The sequence below is a fragment of the Arthrobacter sp. NPDC058097 genome (genome assembly GCF_042884885.1).
Classification (GTDB): domain Bacteria; phylum Actinomycetota; class Actinomycetes; order Actinomycetales; family Micrococcaceae; genus Arthrobacter.
In genome coordinates this window covers 258232-272555 of the sequence record NZ_JBHVSZ010000003.1, presented here as the reverse complement: position 1 = coordinate 272555, position 14324 = coordinate 258232, and the positions used below count along the sequence as shown (strand labels likewise).

The following is a 14324-nucleotide window of genomic DNA, read 5'->3' as shown; positions in this document are numbered from 1 at the left end:
CCTCTTCAGATCATGGACCTGAAGAGGATCACCCTCGCTGGGTCTCAGCCGGGTGAAGTCTGGGGCCTTTGAGGGGAGCTTTCCATGAAACCTGCAAGAAATCGTCCACGTCTCGCGGCTGCGATCACGGCCGGTGCGCTGGTGGCGCTGGCCGTTCCGACGGCGGCAGTTGTTCCGGCTTTCGCGGTCATCAGTGACCCGGGGACGCACATCATTACTGTTTTCCCGGAACGGGACATGGTCTCCGCCGAAGGGTACGCGGACAGCGACCGTCCCACGATCCAGGTGCTTCGCGGCGGCGCGGTGATCGGCACAGTGTCCAACCTTGTGCCCGTGGGCGGCATCGTTGAAGTCAACCATCCCGGCGGAGGGTGCTGGGAAGGCACCACGCCGGACATCCGCTCCGGTGACGTGATCCGCGTTCTGACAGCGCCCGACGTCGGTGACCAGACGTTCGTGGGCAACGTCACCGTTACGCAGCCGGCCACCAAGATCAATGCCGGCACCGTTGTCATGAAGGGCACCGCTGTTGCGCCCGGCGGCGGCCAGCTTCCCGCAGACCAGCTGGAAGCCAGAATCGTGGCAGCCAACCAGGCGTTCGCCCTGAACGGGCGGCGCACGCTGCGTGCCGGCGCCCCGGGCTCAGGCGAGGACGGCACCGTTGTGTACGACGGCCCGGGCCTCACCACTTGGACGGCCACCTGGACGGGACTCACCGGCGTTGGCACGGACGGTGTGACCGACGCAGACCGCGCTACAGCCGCCAACACCTCCGAAAGCCGGGGCATGTGGCTGGGACGCAACGCCGCCGTCGGCAACGAAGTCACGATTTTCGAGTACGCGGCGATCGGCGGCCCGGCCGCCCCCTGCACCGCACCACTGGCCAAGGGGCCGAGCACTCCTGACCTGACCGCCGCCAGTGATACCGGGCGCCTGAACACGGACAACATCACGCGCAGCACCACACCGAGCTTCACCGGTGCCGTCGCATTGCCGGACGCTGCGAGCGTCAACCTCTACATCGACGGCGTGGCCAGCGGCTCGGCATCGGTGGCCGCGAACGGCAGCTACTCGATCACGTCCAACCGCCCGTTGGCCAACGGCCGCCACACCGTGACGGCAGGCGAAGTGAGCCCGGGCGGAGTCGAAACACTTTCCGCCGGATCGCTGGCCCTCACCGTCGACACGGCCGGACCGGTGGTTACTGCCAAGGCACCGGCCGTCAACTCGCTGATGGCCAGCCAGACGGCCAACGTCACGGCGACCTTCAACGAGGCGATCACTGGTCTGGGCACGGCGTCCTTCACCCTGAAGAACTCCGCGGGAGCGCTCATCGCCGCTCCGGTCACGTGGAACGCCACCACCCGGGTTGCCACGCTGAACCCGAATGCAACGCTCGCGGCAGACCGGAAACACACCGCAACGCTGACGGCCGGAATCACGGACATCGCCGGCAACCCGATCGCTGCTAACTCCTGGGCATTCACCACGGGACCGCGGCCGGTCGTGACCGCCAAGTCCCCGGCCGCGAACGCCACGGCCGTGAGCCGCACCGCCAACGTCACGGCTACCATCAGTGAGAACGTGACGGGCGTCAGCAGCGGATCGTTTGCCCTCCGGAACGCCGCCACCGGCGCCCTGGTGAGCTACGCCGTCAGCTACAATGCCACCAGCCACGTGGCCACGCTGAACCCGAACGTGACCCTGGCGGCCAACACGAAGTACACCGCCACCATTTCCACCAGCATCAAGGATGCCGGCGGGAACCCGCTCAGCGGCCTCTCCTGGAGCTTCACCACAGGACGGTAACCGAGCAGTTGCACACTCACAGTTTCACAGGACCTCCGGCCCGGTGCCGCCCGCAGGGGCAGCGCCGGGCCGGACCCATGTGCAGGCGGGGTACGCGCCCGCCGGTTGAGCCTGGCGATTGCCGGGCCTGTCGCTCGGACGACCGGAACCCGCCGGTTGAGCTTGTCGAAACCGAGTTGCGTTCTGGTCAAGCCTTGATCCCGACAGGCTCGATCAGCGGACTTCATCGGCTGTTTTGCTCGAGGGCGGTCTCGAGGAAGTCCAGGAATTCCTGGTCCACCTGCTCATCCGAGGTGAGCCGGACCTTGCGGTCGAAGAAGTCGCCATCGCGGACCTTGACCGCCTTGAGGCGCTCCCCAATAGGCGCCTCAAGGCGGAGAGTCACGTCCACGGCCGTGTTGCTCGCCCTGGTTATCTGCGCGAACTTCCGGCGGCTGCTGTGCAGCGACACGTAGCCTTTGCGCATCTGGATTGCCACGCCCGGATGGGCTGCGGCCCACGCCAGGAGGGTGTTGGCGATGGGCCGCAGGTTCGGGTGGTCCCTGTACTGGCCGTCAAGGAGCTCGTCATGGACTTCCAGGTTCCGGCCTCTGCTGTCAGATTGTGTGGATTCGCCATGCTCCGTTGGTAGTGCCGGCGCCTCCGGAGAAGCGCCGGCCCAAACCTGCAGGCTTACTTGATCATCGTCCCGTCGGGTGCCACGAGGTACCAGACGTTGCCGACGCCCTGCCCGGTGATGTCGCCGGGGGCCTTGTCCTTCTCCCACAGGTAGACGGGCATGCCGTTGACCGTCACCTGCTTCTTGCCGTCGGGTGTATCAATGGTGCCGACCTTTCCCGTCACACCCTCGACCTTGGGGGTGTCCGTGACAGCAATCACCGGAGGCCACTTCACGAGGCATTCGCCGAGGCAGTTGCTCTTGCCGGAGTCCTTGACGTCCTTGGTGAAGTAGTAGACGCTCATGCCTTTGCCGTCCACCACGATGTCACCCTTGCTGGACGATGCGGTCTTGAGGTCCACCGATGCCATCTCGCTGGCGGACGCCGTGGCCGATGCGCTGGCGCTGGTCGCCGGCGACTCGCTGGCCGGGGCCGCCGCCGTGGTGGTGGTGGTTGTGCCGGATCCGCCGCCACATGCCGTCAGTGAGGCGGCAAAGGCCATAACTGCGAGGCCAACGCTCAGTTGCTTCTTCATGTGCTGCTCCTTGGCTCGGGCCGGCAGACTGGAGGCCGGCGCTATTTGGAATGACGCACAAAGGTGAAGAATGGTTCAAAGAATCTGACGCTGACCGGTATTGAACCTATTTCCGGCCGCCAGCGTCGTATTTGCCAGGAAGGCCGGCCCGCTCGGATCCGGCTTCACAGGTCATTGCAGGGAGGCCGAACGTGCCGCTGGATGAGGACTTGGTTGCAGCGATCTACCGCGAGCACGGAACGGCACTTCGCCGGTTTGTGCTCAGTGCTTCCCGCGACCCGCACCTGGCCGACGACATTGTGCAGGAGACGGTGCTCCGTGTCTGGCAGCAGGCGCCCAAGGTTACGGGCAGCATGCGCAGCTACCTGTTCCGGACGGCCCGGAACATCATGATCGACAACTACCGGAAGTCACAGCGCCGCCCGCTGGAGGCCGAGGACCGTGACATCGCGGACCCGGAGGAGGCCACCGGACGGGTTGACGACCTGCTGAACAAGGTACTGATGGAGGAAGCGCTGCTGCGGCTGAGTTCGGAGCACCGCGATGTGCTGGTGGCGCTGCACTACCGGCGCTTCACGGTAGGCGAGGCGGCGGTGCAGTTGAACATTCCGAGCGGAACGGTGAAATCCAGGGCCTTCTACGCGGTGAAGGCCCTGCGGACAATACTCGATGAAATGGGTGTGGAACGGTGAACGGCAAGGAAGTCCATGAGCTGCTGGGGGCATACCTGCTGGGAGGGCTCGACGACGCGGACAGGCTGCGCTTCGAGGACCACCTCAAGCACTGCGGCATGTGCCGCAGTGAACTGTCGGATCTGGAATCCCTGCCGGGACTGCTGGATGCCCTTCCCGTCCCGGAGGCCGTGGCACTCGCCGTCCCGGCGGCCCGCCGGCCGGGAGCGGATACGGCGTCCCCCGGCCTGGCCCCCGTCCCCCAGCCTGTTCTGGACGAACTGGCGGCCCGCCGCCGTAATTCCCGACGGCGGCTGACGGCCCTTGTGGGGGTGGTTGCGGCGGCCTGCCTCGCGCTGGGATTTGCGGCCGCGCCGCTCTTTGATCCCGCCGACAAGCCCGATGTCAGCTACTCGGTCAAGGCTGACACCGGAATGCAGGTCACGGTGGGCATGGTCAAGAAGACCTGGGGCACCGAACTGGCCGTCGACGGTCGCAGCCTGCCCCAGAACGGCCGGCTTTCCCTGTGGGTGAAGGACCGTGCCGGGGTTGAGGACCGGGCGTGCGCGTGGATGGCGACTCCCAGCGGACGGGTCCGGGTTACCAGCGCTACGCCGCTGCAGTACACGAGCATCGCGAGCGTCGAGGTGCGCAATGACCGGCAGCAGACCATTGCCGTCATTGCCGTGCCGGGCACCTGAACTGCGTGGTTCTTCAGCAGCCGTGGCGGGTTCACATTTTGGCGAGCCGAGCCCGCACCACCGTGAAGACCCCGTAACAGATGAGCCCGGCGCCCACCGCGGCCAGCACGTACACTCCGTAGGGCTGTTCCCGCAGTGCACGGAGCCCGCCGTCGAGACCCGTCGACTTCTCGGGGTGGACGGTGACGGTGGCGATGACCACCAGCAGGCCCGTCACAAACAGGGCGACGCCCTTGGCCACATAGCCAACCATCCCGACGACGGTGATGGCCTTGCGCCCGCCCGGCGTGGACGGCGGACTGATGTGCTTCTCGAAGGACTTCCTGAACCCGCGGACCGCGTAGACGACGCCAACGATCGCCACAGCCGCGCCGATCAGCACCAAAAGCAGGACGCCGCCCGGCGCCTTCATCAGATTGACAGTGAAGTCGCTGGTTGATTCCCGGTTGTCCTGTCCGGCGCCGCGCGCGAAGGCGGCCAGGGTGAACGCCAGCCCGGCATACACGACAGCCTGCGCCCCGGCCTGCAGCTTCTTGCCGGCCTTGTGTTTGGTGGGCAACCGTTCGAAGTCGAAAATGGCGTCACCGGCCTGCCACAGGGCCAAGGCAATACACCCGGCGAAGCTGACCCACAGGAGCGCCGGCCCGGCGGGCTGGCTGGCCAGTTCGGCGACGGCGCCGCTCACATCCGCGCGGCCGCCACGGCCCCGGGCAAGCCCGAAGGCAATGAATCCAACCAGGATGTGGAGCACGCCGCTAGCTGCAAATCCACCGCGTGCCAGCATTTCGAGGGGCTTGGAATTCGTGACGTCCTCGGCCTTGCCGGCTGCGCTTCTCAGTTCCCTTTTGATGATCGCTCCTCTGCGCCGGCAGCTGCTGTGGCCCAACGCCACACGCTTATCGTGCCACGGCGGGGCGCCCGGGAACAGAGTCCTCGGACGGGGGTTGGACCAGGCGGTCCGGCGAGGCTAAACCCGCCGGTAGCAGAGGTCGAAAATCATCCGGCCTGCCTCGTGCGCCTTGTTCTCGAAGCTGGTGCGGATGCGGCCCTCGAAGCGGGGGGCCCAGCCGCCCCTTTCGTCGATGCCCTCGTTGGGTCCTGTGTGCTCCGTGCTCACGGGAGCCCGTCCCTCCTTGACCGGCGCGCCGCCCACCAGCGATTCGACGCCGGTCTGCCACACGTGGGTGAGCGGACTCTCGGGGCCGCTGCGCTCGCCGTTGTGAAGGTTTTCGAACACCTCGGATCCGGCGAGGACGTCGCGTACATGCACGGCGTAGTTGGACCAGTCCGTGGCGATGCGCCAAAGGCCGCCCGGCTTCAGCGCCTTGGCGGCAAGTTCGGCGAATTCGGGCTGGATGAGGCGGCGCTTGTGGTGCCGGGACTTGTGCCACGGGTCCGGGAAGAAGACCCACAGTTCGCTGACCGAGCCGGCTGGCAGCATGGTGGCCAGGACCTCGGGCGCGTTCGCCTCCACGACACGGACGTTGGTGAGGCCGCGGCTGTTGATCTTGATCATGGTGTTGGCCAGTCCGGGAGTGTAGACCTCCACTGCGAGGAAATCCTTGTCCGGGTTTTCCTCGGCGGCGTGGCAGACGGCGTCGCCCAGGCCCGAGCCGATCTCGACGATCAGCGGTGCCCGGCGCCCAAACTCGGCTTCGGCGTCGAACGAATAGTCGGGGTGAACCGATGTGTTGGCAACATGGCGGGGCACGTCGATGGCCCAGCGGCCGGAGTGTTCCTCCCAGGCAGTCTGGCGGCGTCCCTGCAGCCGGGTTCCGCGGCGGACGAAGCTGACCGGCCGTCCGCCGTAGGTTCCATAGGACGCCTGGCTTCCCGGTGTGACCGGCCGGGGCTGGTTCGGATTTGCCGGCGGTTGGGGGGATTCGGGAGATTCGCTCATCCCTTCCAGAATAGTGGAGCCGGTGAGCGTCACGAGAAGGCATCAAATTCGCCAATGAACAACGGCAGGACCAATATGACGGCCGCCACACCGGCCACAATGAGTCCGGCGAGGCTGATGCGCCGCACACTGGACCCTCGAACCGATCGCTTCAAGGCAACGCGCCCGAAGACCAGGGCCAGCACCGCGAACAGGGCGGGCAAACTATAGAAGACGGCGTTTGCCACCCACTCTTTGCCATTGCTTCCTCGGTCCGGCCGGGTAAACAGCATGGCGAGCATGGCGAGACCCGATGTGTAGAACGCGCTGGGCAGAATCAGGGCGCCGCACACCAGGCTGGCCACCGCCATGCCGTACCCGTCCCGGCTTTGGTAGCCAAAGCCTTGCATCCCGGGACCCTGGGCCCCAGGACCTGGATTTGTCTGGCCGTTCGGCGGCTGCTCTCCGGACTCCGGTGCCTGCGGAATGCTCATGGGTCCTCCTGGACGCGGACTGCTGACGTATTGGATGCACACGTGCTGGATGCGCACGTGCGGCCAGACTATTGGCGCCGCTGGGACCCCGGATACCGTGCAGCGACCGTATGTGGATAACCGGGACGCGGGGAGGCTCCGTCCGGTGCCGGCTTGATGCCGGGGTCCGCCCGGCGCGACTGCAAGAATGGGCGGGTGATCGATGCCCAGAATTCACGGAAACACGACGGCAGGCAGGCGCGTCCGGCCGTTAATGCGGAAACCCTCGTGGACGCAGAGGCAGACGAGGTTCCAGCCGCCGAACCCACGCAGGTAACCGGCCGCCGTGCGCTGGCATACCTCGGCCTGTGCCTGGTGCTGATCGGGCTGAACCTGAGGACGGTGTTCTCCAGTTTTTCGGCGGTTCTCCCCGAGGTGACCTCCGACGCCGGCCTGCCCGGCTGGGCGGTGGTGGTGCTGACCACGGTGCCGGTCACCCTGCTCGGGGTGTTTGCGCCGCTGGCCCCGGTTCTTGCCCGCCGGTTCGGAGCGGAACGGGTCCTGCTCGGGGCGATGGCCGTCCTGACGGCCGGCCTGCTCCTGCGGCCTGCAGAGGTTCCGGGCGCCGGGCATCTGCCGGCGCTGTTCGCCGGGACCGCGGCATGCGGGGCCGCCATTGCGCTGTGCAACGTGTTGCTGCCCGGGCTGGTGAAGCGGGACTTCCCGCACCGGCTCGGCCTGATGGGCGGCCTGTATACGACGGCCATCTGCGCTTCCGCCGCGCTGGGCGCGGGCTTCACCTATCCCGTTTTCAGGGCTACCGGGCAGTGGACGTCGGGGCTGTGGTTCTGGGCGGCACCGGCCGCCGTCGTACTTTTGCTTTTCCTGCCGGTGGCGTTACGGCAACGGCACGGGCAGCACACCGCGGTGCGGGAGGGCGTGAATGTGTGGCGCTCGGCGGTGGCGTGGCAGGTCACGATTTTCATGGTGCTGCAGGCGATGATGTCCTTCAGCGTCTTCGCCTGGCTCGCGCCGATCCTGCGCGAGCGCGGGGTGGACGGCGGCACGGCCGGGCTGATTGTGTCGGTGTCCATCGTGCTGCAGATGCTGGGCTCGCTCTTCGCGCCGGCGCTCGCTGCCCGGTTCCGCGACCAGCGGGTGATCAACACCGTGGTGGCGCTCATGACCGGCGGCGGCTTTGCCCTGAGCATCTTCGGCCCGCTGGACCTGGTCTGGGTGTGGACCGGGATGCTGGGGCTGGGCCAGGGAAGCCTTACCGCCGTCGCCCTGACGATGATCATGCTCCGCACCCGCGACGGGCACACCGCAGCCCACCTCTCCGGCATGATGCAGGGGGTGGGCTACGGGCTCGGCTCCACCGGCACGCTGCTGGTGGGTCAGTTGCACCAGGGCACCGGCTCGTTTGCGGCGGCCGGATTCCTGTTCCTGGCGGTGGGATTGCTGGCCGCGGTGTTCGGCTACCGGGCCGGGCGGGACAAGTTCATCGGGGGCTAGCGACAGGTCAGTGCGCCAGGTCCTTGCCCCTGGTCTCGGGGATGGTGAAGATGAACGCCACGCTGACGGCCAGCAGCACGACCGCGTAGACGTTGAACAGGTTCGGCATCTGGAGGGTGGTGCCCAGCCACTGCTGCAGGTAGGGCGCCGTCCCGCCGAACACTGCCACGCAGATGGAGTACGGCACGCCCACGCCCACGGTGCGGATGCTCGTGGGGAACAGCTCGGCGTACACGGCCGGAACGATGGCAGCGCTCGCGGCGATGAAGATGAGCATGACGGACATGCTTACGGCCAGCTGCCAGGCGGAATCCTTGAGCAGCCAGGTCATCGGGAAATGCATGACGGCTGAGCCTATCGCGCCGGCCCACAGCACCTTCTTGCGGCCGATCCGGTCGGACAGCTTGCCCCAGACCGGAAGCGCGGCAATGAAGACGATGTTGCCGATGACGCCGGCCCAGAGGGCCTCACCGCGGTCGATTTTCAAAGCGGTGGTCGCGTAGCTGGGCGCCACAACGCCCCAGATGTAGTAGATGACGGTGAGGCCCACGGTCAGGCCGATCACCTGCACGGCCTGCTTGCGGTACCGGACAATCTGCGGCCAGATCGGGGCACGCTTCTGGGTGGCGGTCTCGCCCTCGAACACGTCCGTCTCGTGCAGCCGGGAGCGCATAATCAGTGCGTACAGGCCCATTGCGGCACCGATCAGGAACGGGATGCGCCAGCCCCAGGCGTTCATGACCTCGGTGGTCAGTGCCATGTTCAGCACCGCGCCCAGCAGGGTGCCAAACAGGATGCCCATGGTCCCGGAGGTGTAGATCAGCGTGGCCCAGAAGCCGCGGTGTTCCCGGGGCGCCATCTCGGAAAGATACGTTTGCGACGACGGCAGCTCGCCGCCGTGCGCCAGGCCCTGTACCAGCCGGGCCACCAGCAGCATCAGCGATGCGAAGGCCCCGACGCTGGCGAACGTGGGGGCGATGCCGATCATGAGGCTGCCCAGCGACGCGAGCCCGACGGCGAGCGTCATGGACGCCTTGCGGCCCACCCGGTCACCGATCCAGCCGAACAGGAAGCCGCCGAAGGGACGGGCAACGAAGCCGACGGCGAAGATCGCCAGCGTGGACAGCACGGCCGAGGCGGGGTCGGACTTGCTGAACAGCTGGCTGGCGATGAAGGGCGTGAAGGTGGCGTAGATGGCCCAGTCGTACCATTCGACGGCGTTGCCGATGCCGGTGCCGATGATGGTCTTTCGGGTCGAGGTCCGGCCCTCGCGCTGGGCGTTGATGATAGTGGTCATGGTTGTCTCCCTGGAATGGGCGGGCTAGAGGGCCGGAACGGAAGCGGAAACCCGGGCGCCGGCCAGCGCCTCGAGGCGGCTGATGGCGAGTTCCGCGTAGAGCGCGGCACCGTCAGCCAGCACACCGTCGTCGAACGTTGCGTACGGCGAGTGGTTGAACGGGGAGGCGGCGGGGTCCGCGTCCCGGGGGACGGCGCTCAGGCCCACAAAGGTGCCGGGCACTTCGGCCAGGACCCGGGAGAAGTCCTCGGAGCCGCTGAGTGGCGTGGCCCACCGCGAGAGCCTCGAATCGCCGAACAGTTCGGTGATCACCTTTTCCGCGGTGTGCGTTTCGTCCTGGTCCGTGATGGTCAGGGGGTATTCCTGCTGGTAGTCCACGTCGACGTCGAGGCCATGCGCGGCAGCGATGCCCTTGAGCAGCCGCGGGACGGTCTCCATCATCCGCTGCCGGTTCTCCTCGGAGAACGTGCGGATGGTGGCCTCGATGCGGGCCGTTTCCGGGATGACGTTGCGCTTGGTGCCCGCATGGAGCACCCCGACGGAGAGGACCACGGGATCGAACATGTTGAACTGGCGCGTGACCATCACCTGCAGGGCCGTGACCATCTCGGCCGCGGCCGTCACCGGATCCTTGGCCGAATGCGGGGCGGAGCCGTGGCCGCCGGCGCCGAGCACGGTGACCACCAGGCCGTCGGAGGCGCTGAGCATCACGCCGGGCTTGGTGCAGAACGTTCCGTGCGGCTCGAGGGAGGAGAACACGTGCATGCCGTAGGCTGCGTCCACGCGCCGGCCGGGTGCATCCAGGACGCCTTCGCGGATCATGTAGCTGGCGCCGTCGAAGCCCTCCTCGCCGGGCTGGAACATCAGGACGACGTCGCCCGCCAGCCGGTGCCGGCGCTCGGCAAGGAGGGTGGCCGCGCCGGTGAGCATGGAGGTGTGAAGGTCGTGGCCGCAGGCATGCATTGCGCCGTCTATGGTGGAGGTGTAGCCGACGCCCGTCTTCTCCTGCACGGGCAGCCCGTCCATGTCGGCTCTGAGGAGCACGGCAGGCGGCAGGACGGCGGGTGCGGCGGCAGTCCCCCCGGAAGCACCGCCGTCGGACGCCCCGCCGCGCAGGACGGCGGTGACCGACGTCGTCTCCGTGCCCAGGGTGATTTCGTACGGCAGGCCCTCCAGGGCTTTCAGTACCTTTTCCTGGGTCCGCGGCAGATGCAGTCCGATTTCGGGTTCCCGGTGCAGGTCGTGGCGGAACCGGGCAAGGTCTTCCTGCATGTGGCGGGCGTCTGCGGCAATCGGCACGTGTTCTCCTCGTTGGTGGTCCGGTGCTGTGGGTCTATTCTGGAGTGGTCTGCTTCACATCCGGCTTAAGTGCTGGAAAAATGCAAAAGCTCGTCCCGATATGCAGGATTCGTGCAGGGGCGTGCGGGAGGGAAGGCCCTGGACGTCACGGAGGAGGACCTCGCGCTGATCAACGCCCTGCAGATCGCACCGCGGCTGAGCTGGGCCGACGCCGCGGAGGTGCTGGGTGTGCACGCCACCACCCTGGCCGCGCGGTGGGAGCGCCTCACCGCCGCGGGCGCCGCCTGGGTGACGGCGCATCCGATGGGGGATCCGAAGAAGATGTGCCTCGCCTTCGTCGACGTCGAGTGCGAGCTGCACCGCCGGGCTGAAGTCACCAAGGCGCTGGCTGCGGTGCCTGAGATCGTCACCGTGGAGGAGGCGGCGAGCAACCGGGACCTGATGCTGACGGTCATCACCGGCTCCCTGCAGCACTTCACCGCCGTGGCCTCGAAGCTGCATGCCATCGAGGGGCTGGTCAAATACCAGACCTCACTGGCCACCCGGCTGCACACCGGCGCCTACGCGTGGCGCATCAGCGTGCTCAACCGCAGCCAGCTCCAGGCGCTCCGGGCCCTTGCCGGTCCCGAGGCAGCGGCGTCAGCACCCTCGACGGCGGTGGGGGAGCCGCTGCCTGCCAGCCACCTGGCGATCCTGCCGTTCCTGTCGAAGGACGGAAGGGCGACGGCGGCGGAAATCGCCAGGGCGCTGGACCGGCATCCGGCCACCGTGCAGCGCCAGCTGAACAGGGTGCTTGCCAGCGGAGTCCTGTCCTTCCGCTGCGAGATTGCGCAGCGGTATTCGGGCTTCCCGGTGACCTGCCACTGGTTCGCGAACGTCCCGCCCGGCCAGCATGAAGCTGCGGCCGAGGAGCTCCGCAGCTTCCGGAATGTGCGGCTGAGCGCCTCCACCACCGGGCGCACCAACTTCGTCATCATCATGTGGCTGCAGTCGCTTGCCGATGTCATGACCGCTGAGCTGGCCCTTCAGCAGCGCATCCCGGGCATCGAACTGGTGGAGAGCGTGGTGATGCTGCGGACGGTCAAGCGGGTGGGCTGGATGCTCAATCCCGATTCGACGGCCAGCGGTGACGTTGTCGCGGTGACCACGGGCGCCCCGGAGCTGGTGGGCTGACCATGCGCGAATCTGCCGTATCCGCCCCTCCCGGTGCCGGGATCCTCCACCGGCACTACCTGCTGGTGACGGTGGGCGCCTGTGCCCTGGTGTTTCTCGCCGCGTTCGAGTCCCTCGCCGTCACCACCGTCATGCCCGTGGTGAGCCGGGAGCTCGGCGGGGCCGGACTGTACGCGCTCGCCTTCGCAGGCCCGCTGGCCACCGGCGTGATCGGCATGGTGGGCGCCGGGAACTGGTCCGACCGGCGCGGGCCCGTTGGCCCGCTGCTCGCCTCCGTGGCGGTCTTCGCGGTGGGCCTGCTGGTGGCGGGCACTGCCGGCACCATGTGGGCGGTGGTGGCGGGCCGGCTGGTGCAGGGGCTGGGCGGCGGCGCCATGACGGTGGCCCTGTACGTGGTGGTGGCACGGGTCTATCCGGCTGTCCTGCACCCCAAGATTTTCGCCGCCTTCTCCGCCGCGTGGGTGATCCCGTCGCTCGTCGGCCCGGTCGCCGCCGGGCTGGTGGCCCAGTTGGCGAGCTGGCACTGGGTGTTCCTCGGCGTCGTGGTGCTGGTGCTCCCGGCCCTGGCGATGCTGCTTCCCGCGCTGCGCGGCGTCCGGTCAGGCAACGCGAACGGGAACGGGTCCGGCAATGGGAACGGCTCCGTTGGCGATTCGGGTCCGGCGACTGCTCCGGTGCCTTGGGCGCCGGGACGGCTGGCCTGGGCTGCCCTGGCCGCGATGGCGGTGCTCGGCCTGAACCTGTCCTCCGGGCTTCCGGCGGCCGGGCCGCTGCTGGCGGGGGCCGCCGTCGTCATTGCACTGCTGGCCGTGAGGCCGCTGGTGCCGCGCGGCACCCTAACGGCCCGCCGGGGCCTGCCCAGCGTGATCCTGATCCGCGGACTGGTTGCGGCCGGTTTCTTCGGCGCCGAGGTCTACCTGCCGTACCTGCTCGTGGAGCGTTACGCGTTCTCGCCCACCTTCGCCGGCCTCACGCTGACCGGCGGTGCCCTCGCGTGGGCGGCGGCGTCGGGCGTCCAGAGCCGTCTGGGCGGCAGACTCGGCAGCCCGGTCGCCGTGCGGGTCGGCTCGGTGATGGTGCTGCTGGCGATTGCGCTGGCGCTGGTGACCACCGCGCTTGGCTGGCCTCCCGCCGTCGCGATTGCCGGCTGGGTCCTTGCCGGCGGCGGGATGGGCCTTGCGTATCCGCGGCTGAGCGTGATGACGCTGGCACTTTCCACGCCGGACACGGAGGGCTTCAACAGCTCGGCGATGTCCATTTCCGACTCGCTCGGCGGTGCCCTGGCGCTCGCCGCCACGGGAATCGTGTTCACGGCATTTACGACGACGGCGGCCTCCTTCGCCGGCGTCTTCGTGCTGACCGCGGTGATCGCCGCAGCCGCGGTCGCCATAGCGCCCCGCGTCGCCCGCTGACGGGTCGCGCCCACTCGTTTGGAGTTTTTGTCCACGTATCGCGACTTAACCCCCTCGAAGTCGCGATACGTGGACAAAAACTCGAAGGAAACCGGTCAGATGAGCGGGAGGTGGGCCGGCGGGAGGTGGGCCGGAGGTGGGCTAGGCCGGCGGGGACTGCAGGCGGGTGGCCCTCAGGACGGCGTCGGCGAGCGTGGCCGACTGGCCGTCCGGGCCCGTGGCCTCCCGCCCCCGGCTGGCCGCGACCTCCACACGCCACGCGGGCGGCGCGATGCCGAGCTCGGCCGCGGCCTGCTCGGCCGTGAAGAACATCTCCGAACCCGCGTGGCCGTGCTCGTGGGCCTTGTTGTTCTGGGGGTGGTTGTGTTCCTCGGCCGGGCTGCCGTCAGACTGGCTCCGCCAGGGCGGCAGGCCGTCGGAGTGGTGGCCGACAATCAGCAGCGTTCCGCCCGGGCGAACCGCATCCGCCGCCACCCGGTGCGGCCGCTGCCACGGCGCCTCGGTGGAGTGCAGGAACTGGGCGGACACCAGGTCGAACTTCTCCTCCGGCGCCCACGCGTCAAGGTCGCGCTGCAGCCAGGTGATGCGGTTTCCGGCCGGGGAGGACGCGGCATGCAACCCGGCCCGTTCGAGTGCGACGGCGGAGACGTCCACCGCGGTCACCGTCCAGCCCTGCTCGGCGAGCCACAGGGCATCTGCACCCTCGCCGCAACCCAGGTCCAGGGCGGTGCCGGGCTTGAGTCCGGCTGCCTCGGCCACCAGCTGCGGGTTGGGCCGGCCGCTCCACACGCGCGGCCTGCTCCGGTACAGATCGTCCCAATGGCGCGCGGCGCCGTCGTGCCCCTCGTGGTCCATGGGGAATACCCTGCCACAGAATCCACTGCCCAACTAGCTCGCACTT

At 68.1% G+C, this 14324-nt stretch carries 14 protein-coding genes; 6 read left to right on the top strand and 8 right to left on the bottom strand.

Annotated features, from left to right (window positions below; genetic code table 11):
• Positions 1 to 84 precede the first annotated feature (84 nt).
• The gene (locus tag ACFVTE_RS07745) at positions 85 to 1809 is read left to right on the top strand and encodes an Ig-like domain-containing protein (protein WP_387098835.1); all 1725 of its coding nucleotides are present in this window, start codon (positions 85 to 87) and stop codon (positions 1807 to 1809) included.
• A gap of 223 nt (positions 1810 to 2032) precedes the next feature.
• Here ACFVTE_RS07745 and ACFVTE_RS07740 read toward each other — a convergent pair whose 3' ends face one another.
• Both ACFVTE_RS07740 and ACFVTE_RS07735 read right to left on the bottom strand, forming a co-directional pair.
• Complete coding sequence (locus ACFVTE_RS07740; RefSeq protein WP_387098833.1) at positions 2033 to 2575, bottom strand: DUF5655 domain-containing protein; 543 nt, start codon at positions 2573 to 2575, stop codon at positions 2033 to 2035.
• Positions 2482 to 3003, bottom strand: a complete 522-nt coding sequence (locus ACFVTE_RS07735; RefSeq protein ID WP_387098831.1) for a hypothetical protein — start codon at positions 3001 to 3003, stop codon at positions 2482 to 2484. The genes ACFVTE_RS07740 and ACFVTE_RS07735 overlap by 94 nt, the downstream gene beginning before the upstream one ends.
• A 191-nt stretch (positions 3004 to 3194) precedes the next feature.
• On the opposite strand from ACFVTE_RS07735, the gene ACFVTE_RS07730 reads away from it, so the two are divergent.
• Together ACFVTE_RS07730 and ACFVTE_RS07725 are read left to right on the top strand one after the other, a co-directional pair.
• Positions 3195 to 3695, top strand: a complete 501-nt coding sequence (locus ACFVTE_RS07730; RefSeq protein WP_387098829.1) for a sigma-70 family RNA polymerase sigma factor — start codon at positions 3195 to 3197, stop codon at positions 3693 to 3695.
• The gene (locus tag ACFVTE_RS07725) at positions 3692 to 4375 is read left to right on the top strand and encodes a zf-HC2 domain-containing protein (RefSeq protein WP_387098827.1); all 684 of its coding nucleotides are present in this window, start codon (positions 3692 to 3694) and stop codon (positions 4373 to 4375) included. The genes ACFVTE_RS07730 and ACFVTE_RS07725 overlap by 4 nt, the downstream gene beginning before the upstream one ends.
• A gap of 31 nt (positions 4376 to 4406) precedes the next feature.
• Here the strand turns inward: ACFVTE_RS07725 and ACFVTE_RS07720 are convergent, their stop codons facing one another.
• The 3 genes from ACFVTE_RS07720 to ACFVTE_RS07710 all read right to left on the bottom strand — a co-directional run bounded on the left by ACFVTE_RS07720 (position 4407) and on the right by ACFVTE_RS07710 (position 6748).
• Positions 4407 to 5213: a DUF1206 domain-containing protein gene (locus ACFVTE_RS07720; RefSeq protein ID WP_387099021.1), complete on the bottom strand. Its 807-nt coding sequence runs from the start codon at positions 5211 to 5213 to the stop codon at positions 4407 to 4409.
• A gap of 129 nt (positions 5214 to 5342) precedes the next feature.
• Positions 5343 to 6275 (bottom strand): tRNA (guanosine(46)-N7)-methyltransferase TrmB, encoded by a 933-nt coding sequence (gene trmB / locus ACFVTE_RS07715; RefSeq protein ID WP_387098826.1) that lies wholly within the window; start codon positions 6273 to 6275, stop codon positions 5343 to 5345.
• Positions 6276 to 6304: 29 nt separating this feature from the next.
• Positions 6305 to 6748: a hypothetical protein gene (locus tag ACFVTE_RS07710; protein ID WP_387098824.1), complete on the bottom strand. Its 444-nt coding sequence runs from the start codon at positions 6746 to 6748 to the stop codon at positions 6305 to 6307.
• A 195-nt stretch (positions 6749 to 6943) separates the two neighbouring features.
• Between ACFVTE_RS07710 and ACFVTE_RS07705 the strand changes: the two genes are divergently transcribed.
• On the top strand, positions 6944 to 8242 hold the full coding sequence (locus ACFVTE_RS07705; protein WP_387098822.1) for a CynX/NimT family MFS transporter: 1299 nt from the start codon (positions 6944 to 6946) through the stop codon (positions 8240 to 8242).
• A gap of 7 nt (positions 8243 to 8249) precedes the next feature.
• Here the strand turns inward: ACFVTE_RS07705 and ACFVTE_RS07700 are convergent, their stop codons facing one another.
• Positions 8250 to 9539, bottom strand: a complete 1290-nt coding sequence (locus ACFVTE_RS07700; protein WP_387098820.1) for an MFS transporter — start codon at positions 9537 to 9539, stop codon at positions 8250 to 8252.
• A gap of 24 nt (positions 9540 to 9563) precedes the next feature.
• Positions 9564 to 10838, bottom strand: a complete 1275-nt coding sequence (locus tag ACFVTE_RS07695; protein ID WP_387098818.1) for a M20 family metallopeptidase — start codon at positions 10836 to 10838, stop codon at positions 9564 to 9566.
• 138 nt (positions 10839 to 10976) lie between these two features.
• Here ACFVTE_RS07695 and ACFVTE_RS07690 point away from each other — a divergent pair, with 138 nt between their 5' ends.
• Entirely contained in the window at positions 10977 to 12011 is a 1035-nt protein-coding gene (locus ACFVTE_RS07690) for an Lrp/AsnC family transcriptional regulator (protein WP_387099019.1), read from the top strand.
• Between the two features lie 2 nt (positions 12012 to 12013).
• Positions 12014 to 13423, top strand: a complete 1410-nt coding sequence (locus ACFVTE_RS07685) for an MFS transporter (protein ID WP_387098816.1) — start codon at positions 12014 to 12016, stop codon at positions 13421 to 13423.
• A gap of 141 nt (positions 13424 to 13564) precedes the next feature.
• Here the strand turns inward: ACFVTE_RS07685 and ACFVTE_RS07680 are convergent, their stop codons facing one another.
• On the bottom strand, positions 13565 to 14278 hold the full coding sequence (locus ACFVTE_RS07680) for an SAM-dependent methyltransferase (protein WP_387098814.1): 714 nt from the start codon (positions 14276 to 14278) through the stop codon (positions 13565 to 13567).
• Positions 14279 to 14324 lie beyond the last annotated feature (46 nt).

Excerpts from the sequence above, each read along its gene's own strand:
- ACFVTE_RS07745 (WP_387098835.1), top strand. The coding sequence starts at position 85 with ATGAAACCTGCAAGAAATCGTCCACGTCTCGCGGCTGCGATCACGGCC.
- ACFVTE_RS07685 (WP_387098816.1), top strand. The coding sequence starts at position 12,014 with ATGCGCGAATCTGCCGTATCCGCCCCTCCCGGTGCCGGGATCCTCCAC.
- ACFVTE_RS07710 (WP_387098824.1), bottom strand. The coding sequence starts at position 6,748 with ATGAGCATTCCGCAGGCACCGGAGTCCGGAGAGCAGCCGCCGAACGGC.
- trmB (WP_387098826.1), bottom strand. The coding sequence starts at position 6,275 with ATGAGCGAATCTCCCGAATCCCCCCAACCGCCGGCAAATCCGAACCAG.
- ACFVTE_RS07700 (WP_387098820.1), bottom strand. The coding sequence starts at position 9,539 with ATGACCACTATCATCAACGCCCAGCGCGAGGGCCGGACCTCGACCCGA.
- ACFVTE_RS07680 (WP_387098814.1), bottom strand. The coding sequence starts at position 14,278 with ATGGACCACGAGGGGCACGACGGCGCCGCGCGCCATTGGGACGATCTG.
- ACFVTE_RS07735 (WP_387098831.1), bottom strand. The coding sequence starts at position 3,003 with ATGAAGAAGCAACTGAGCGTTGGCCTCGCAGTTATGGCCTTTGCCGCC.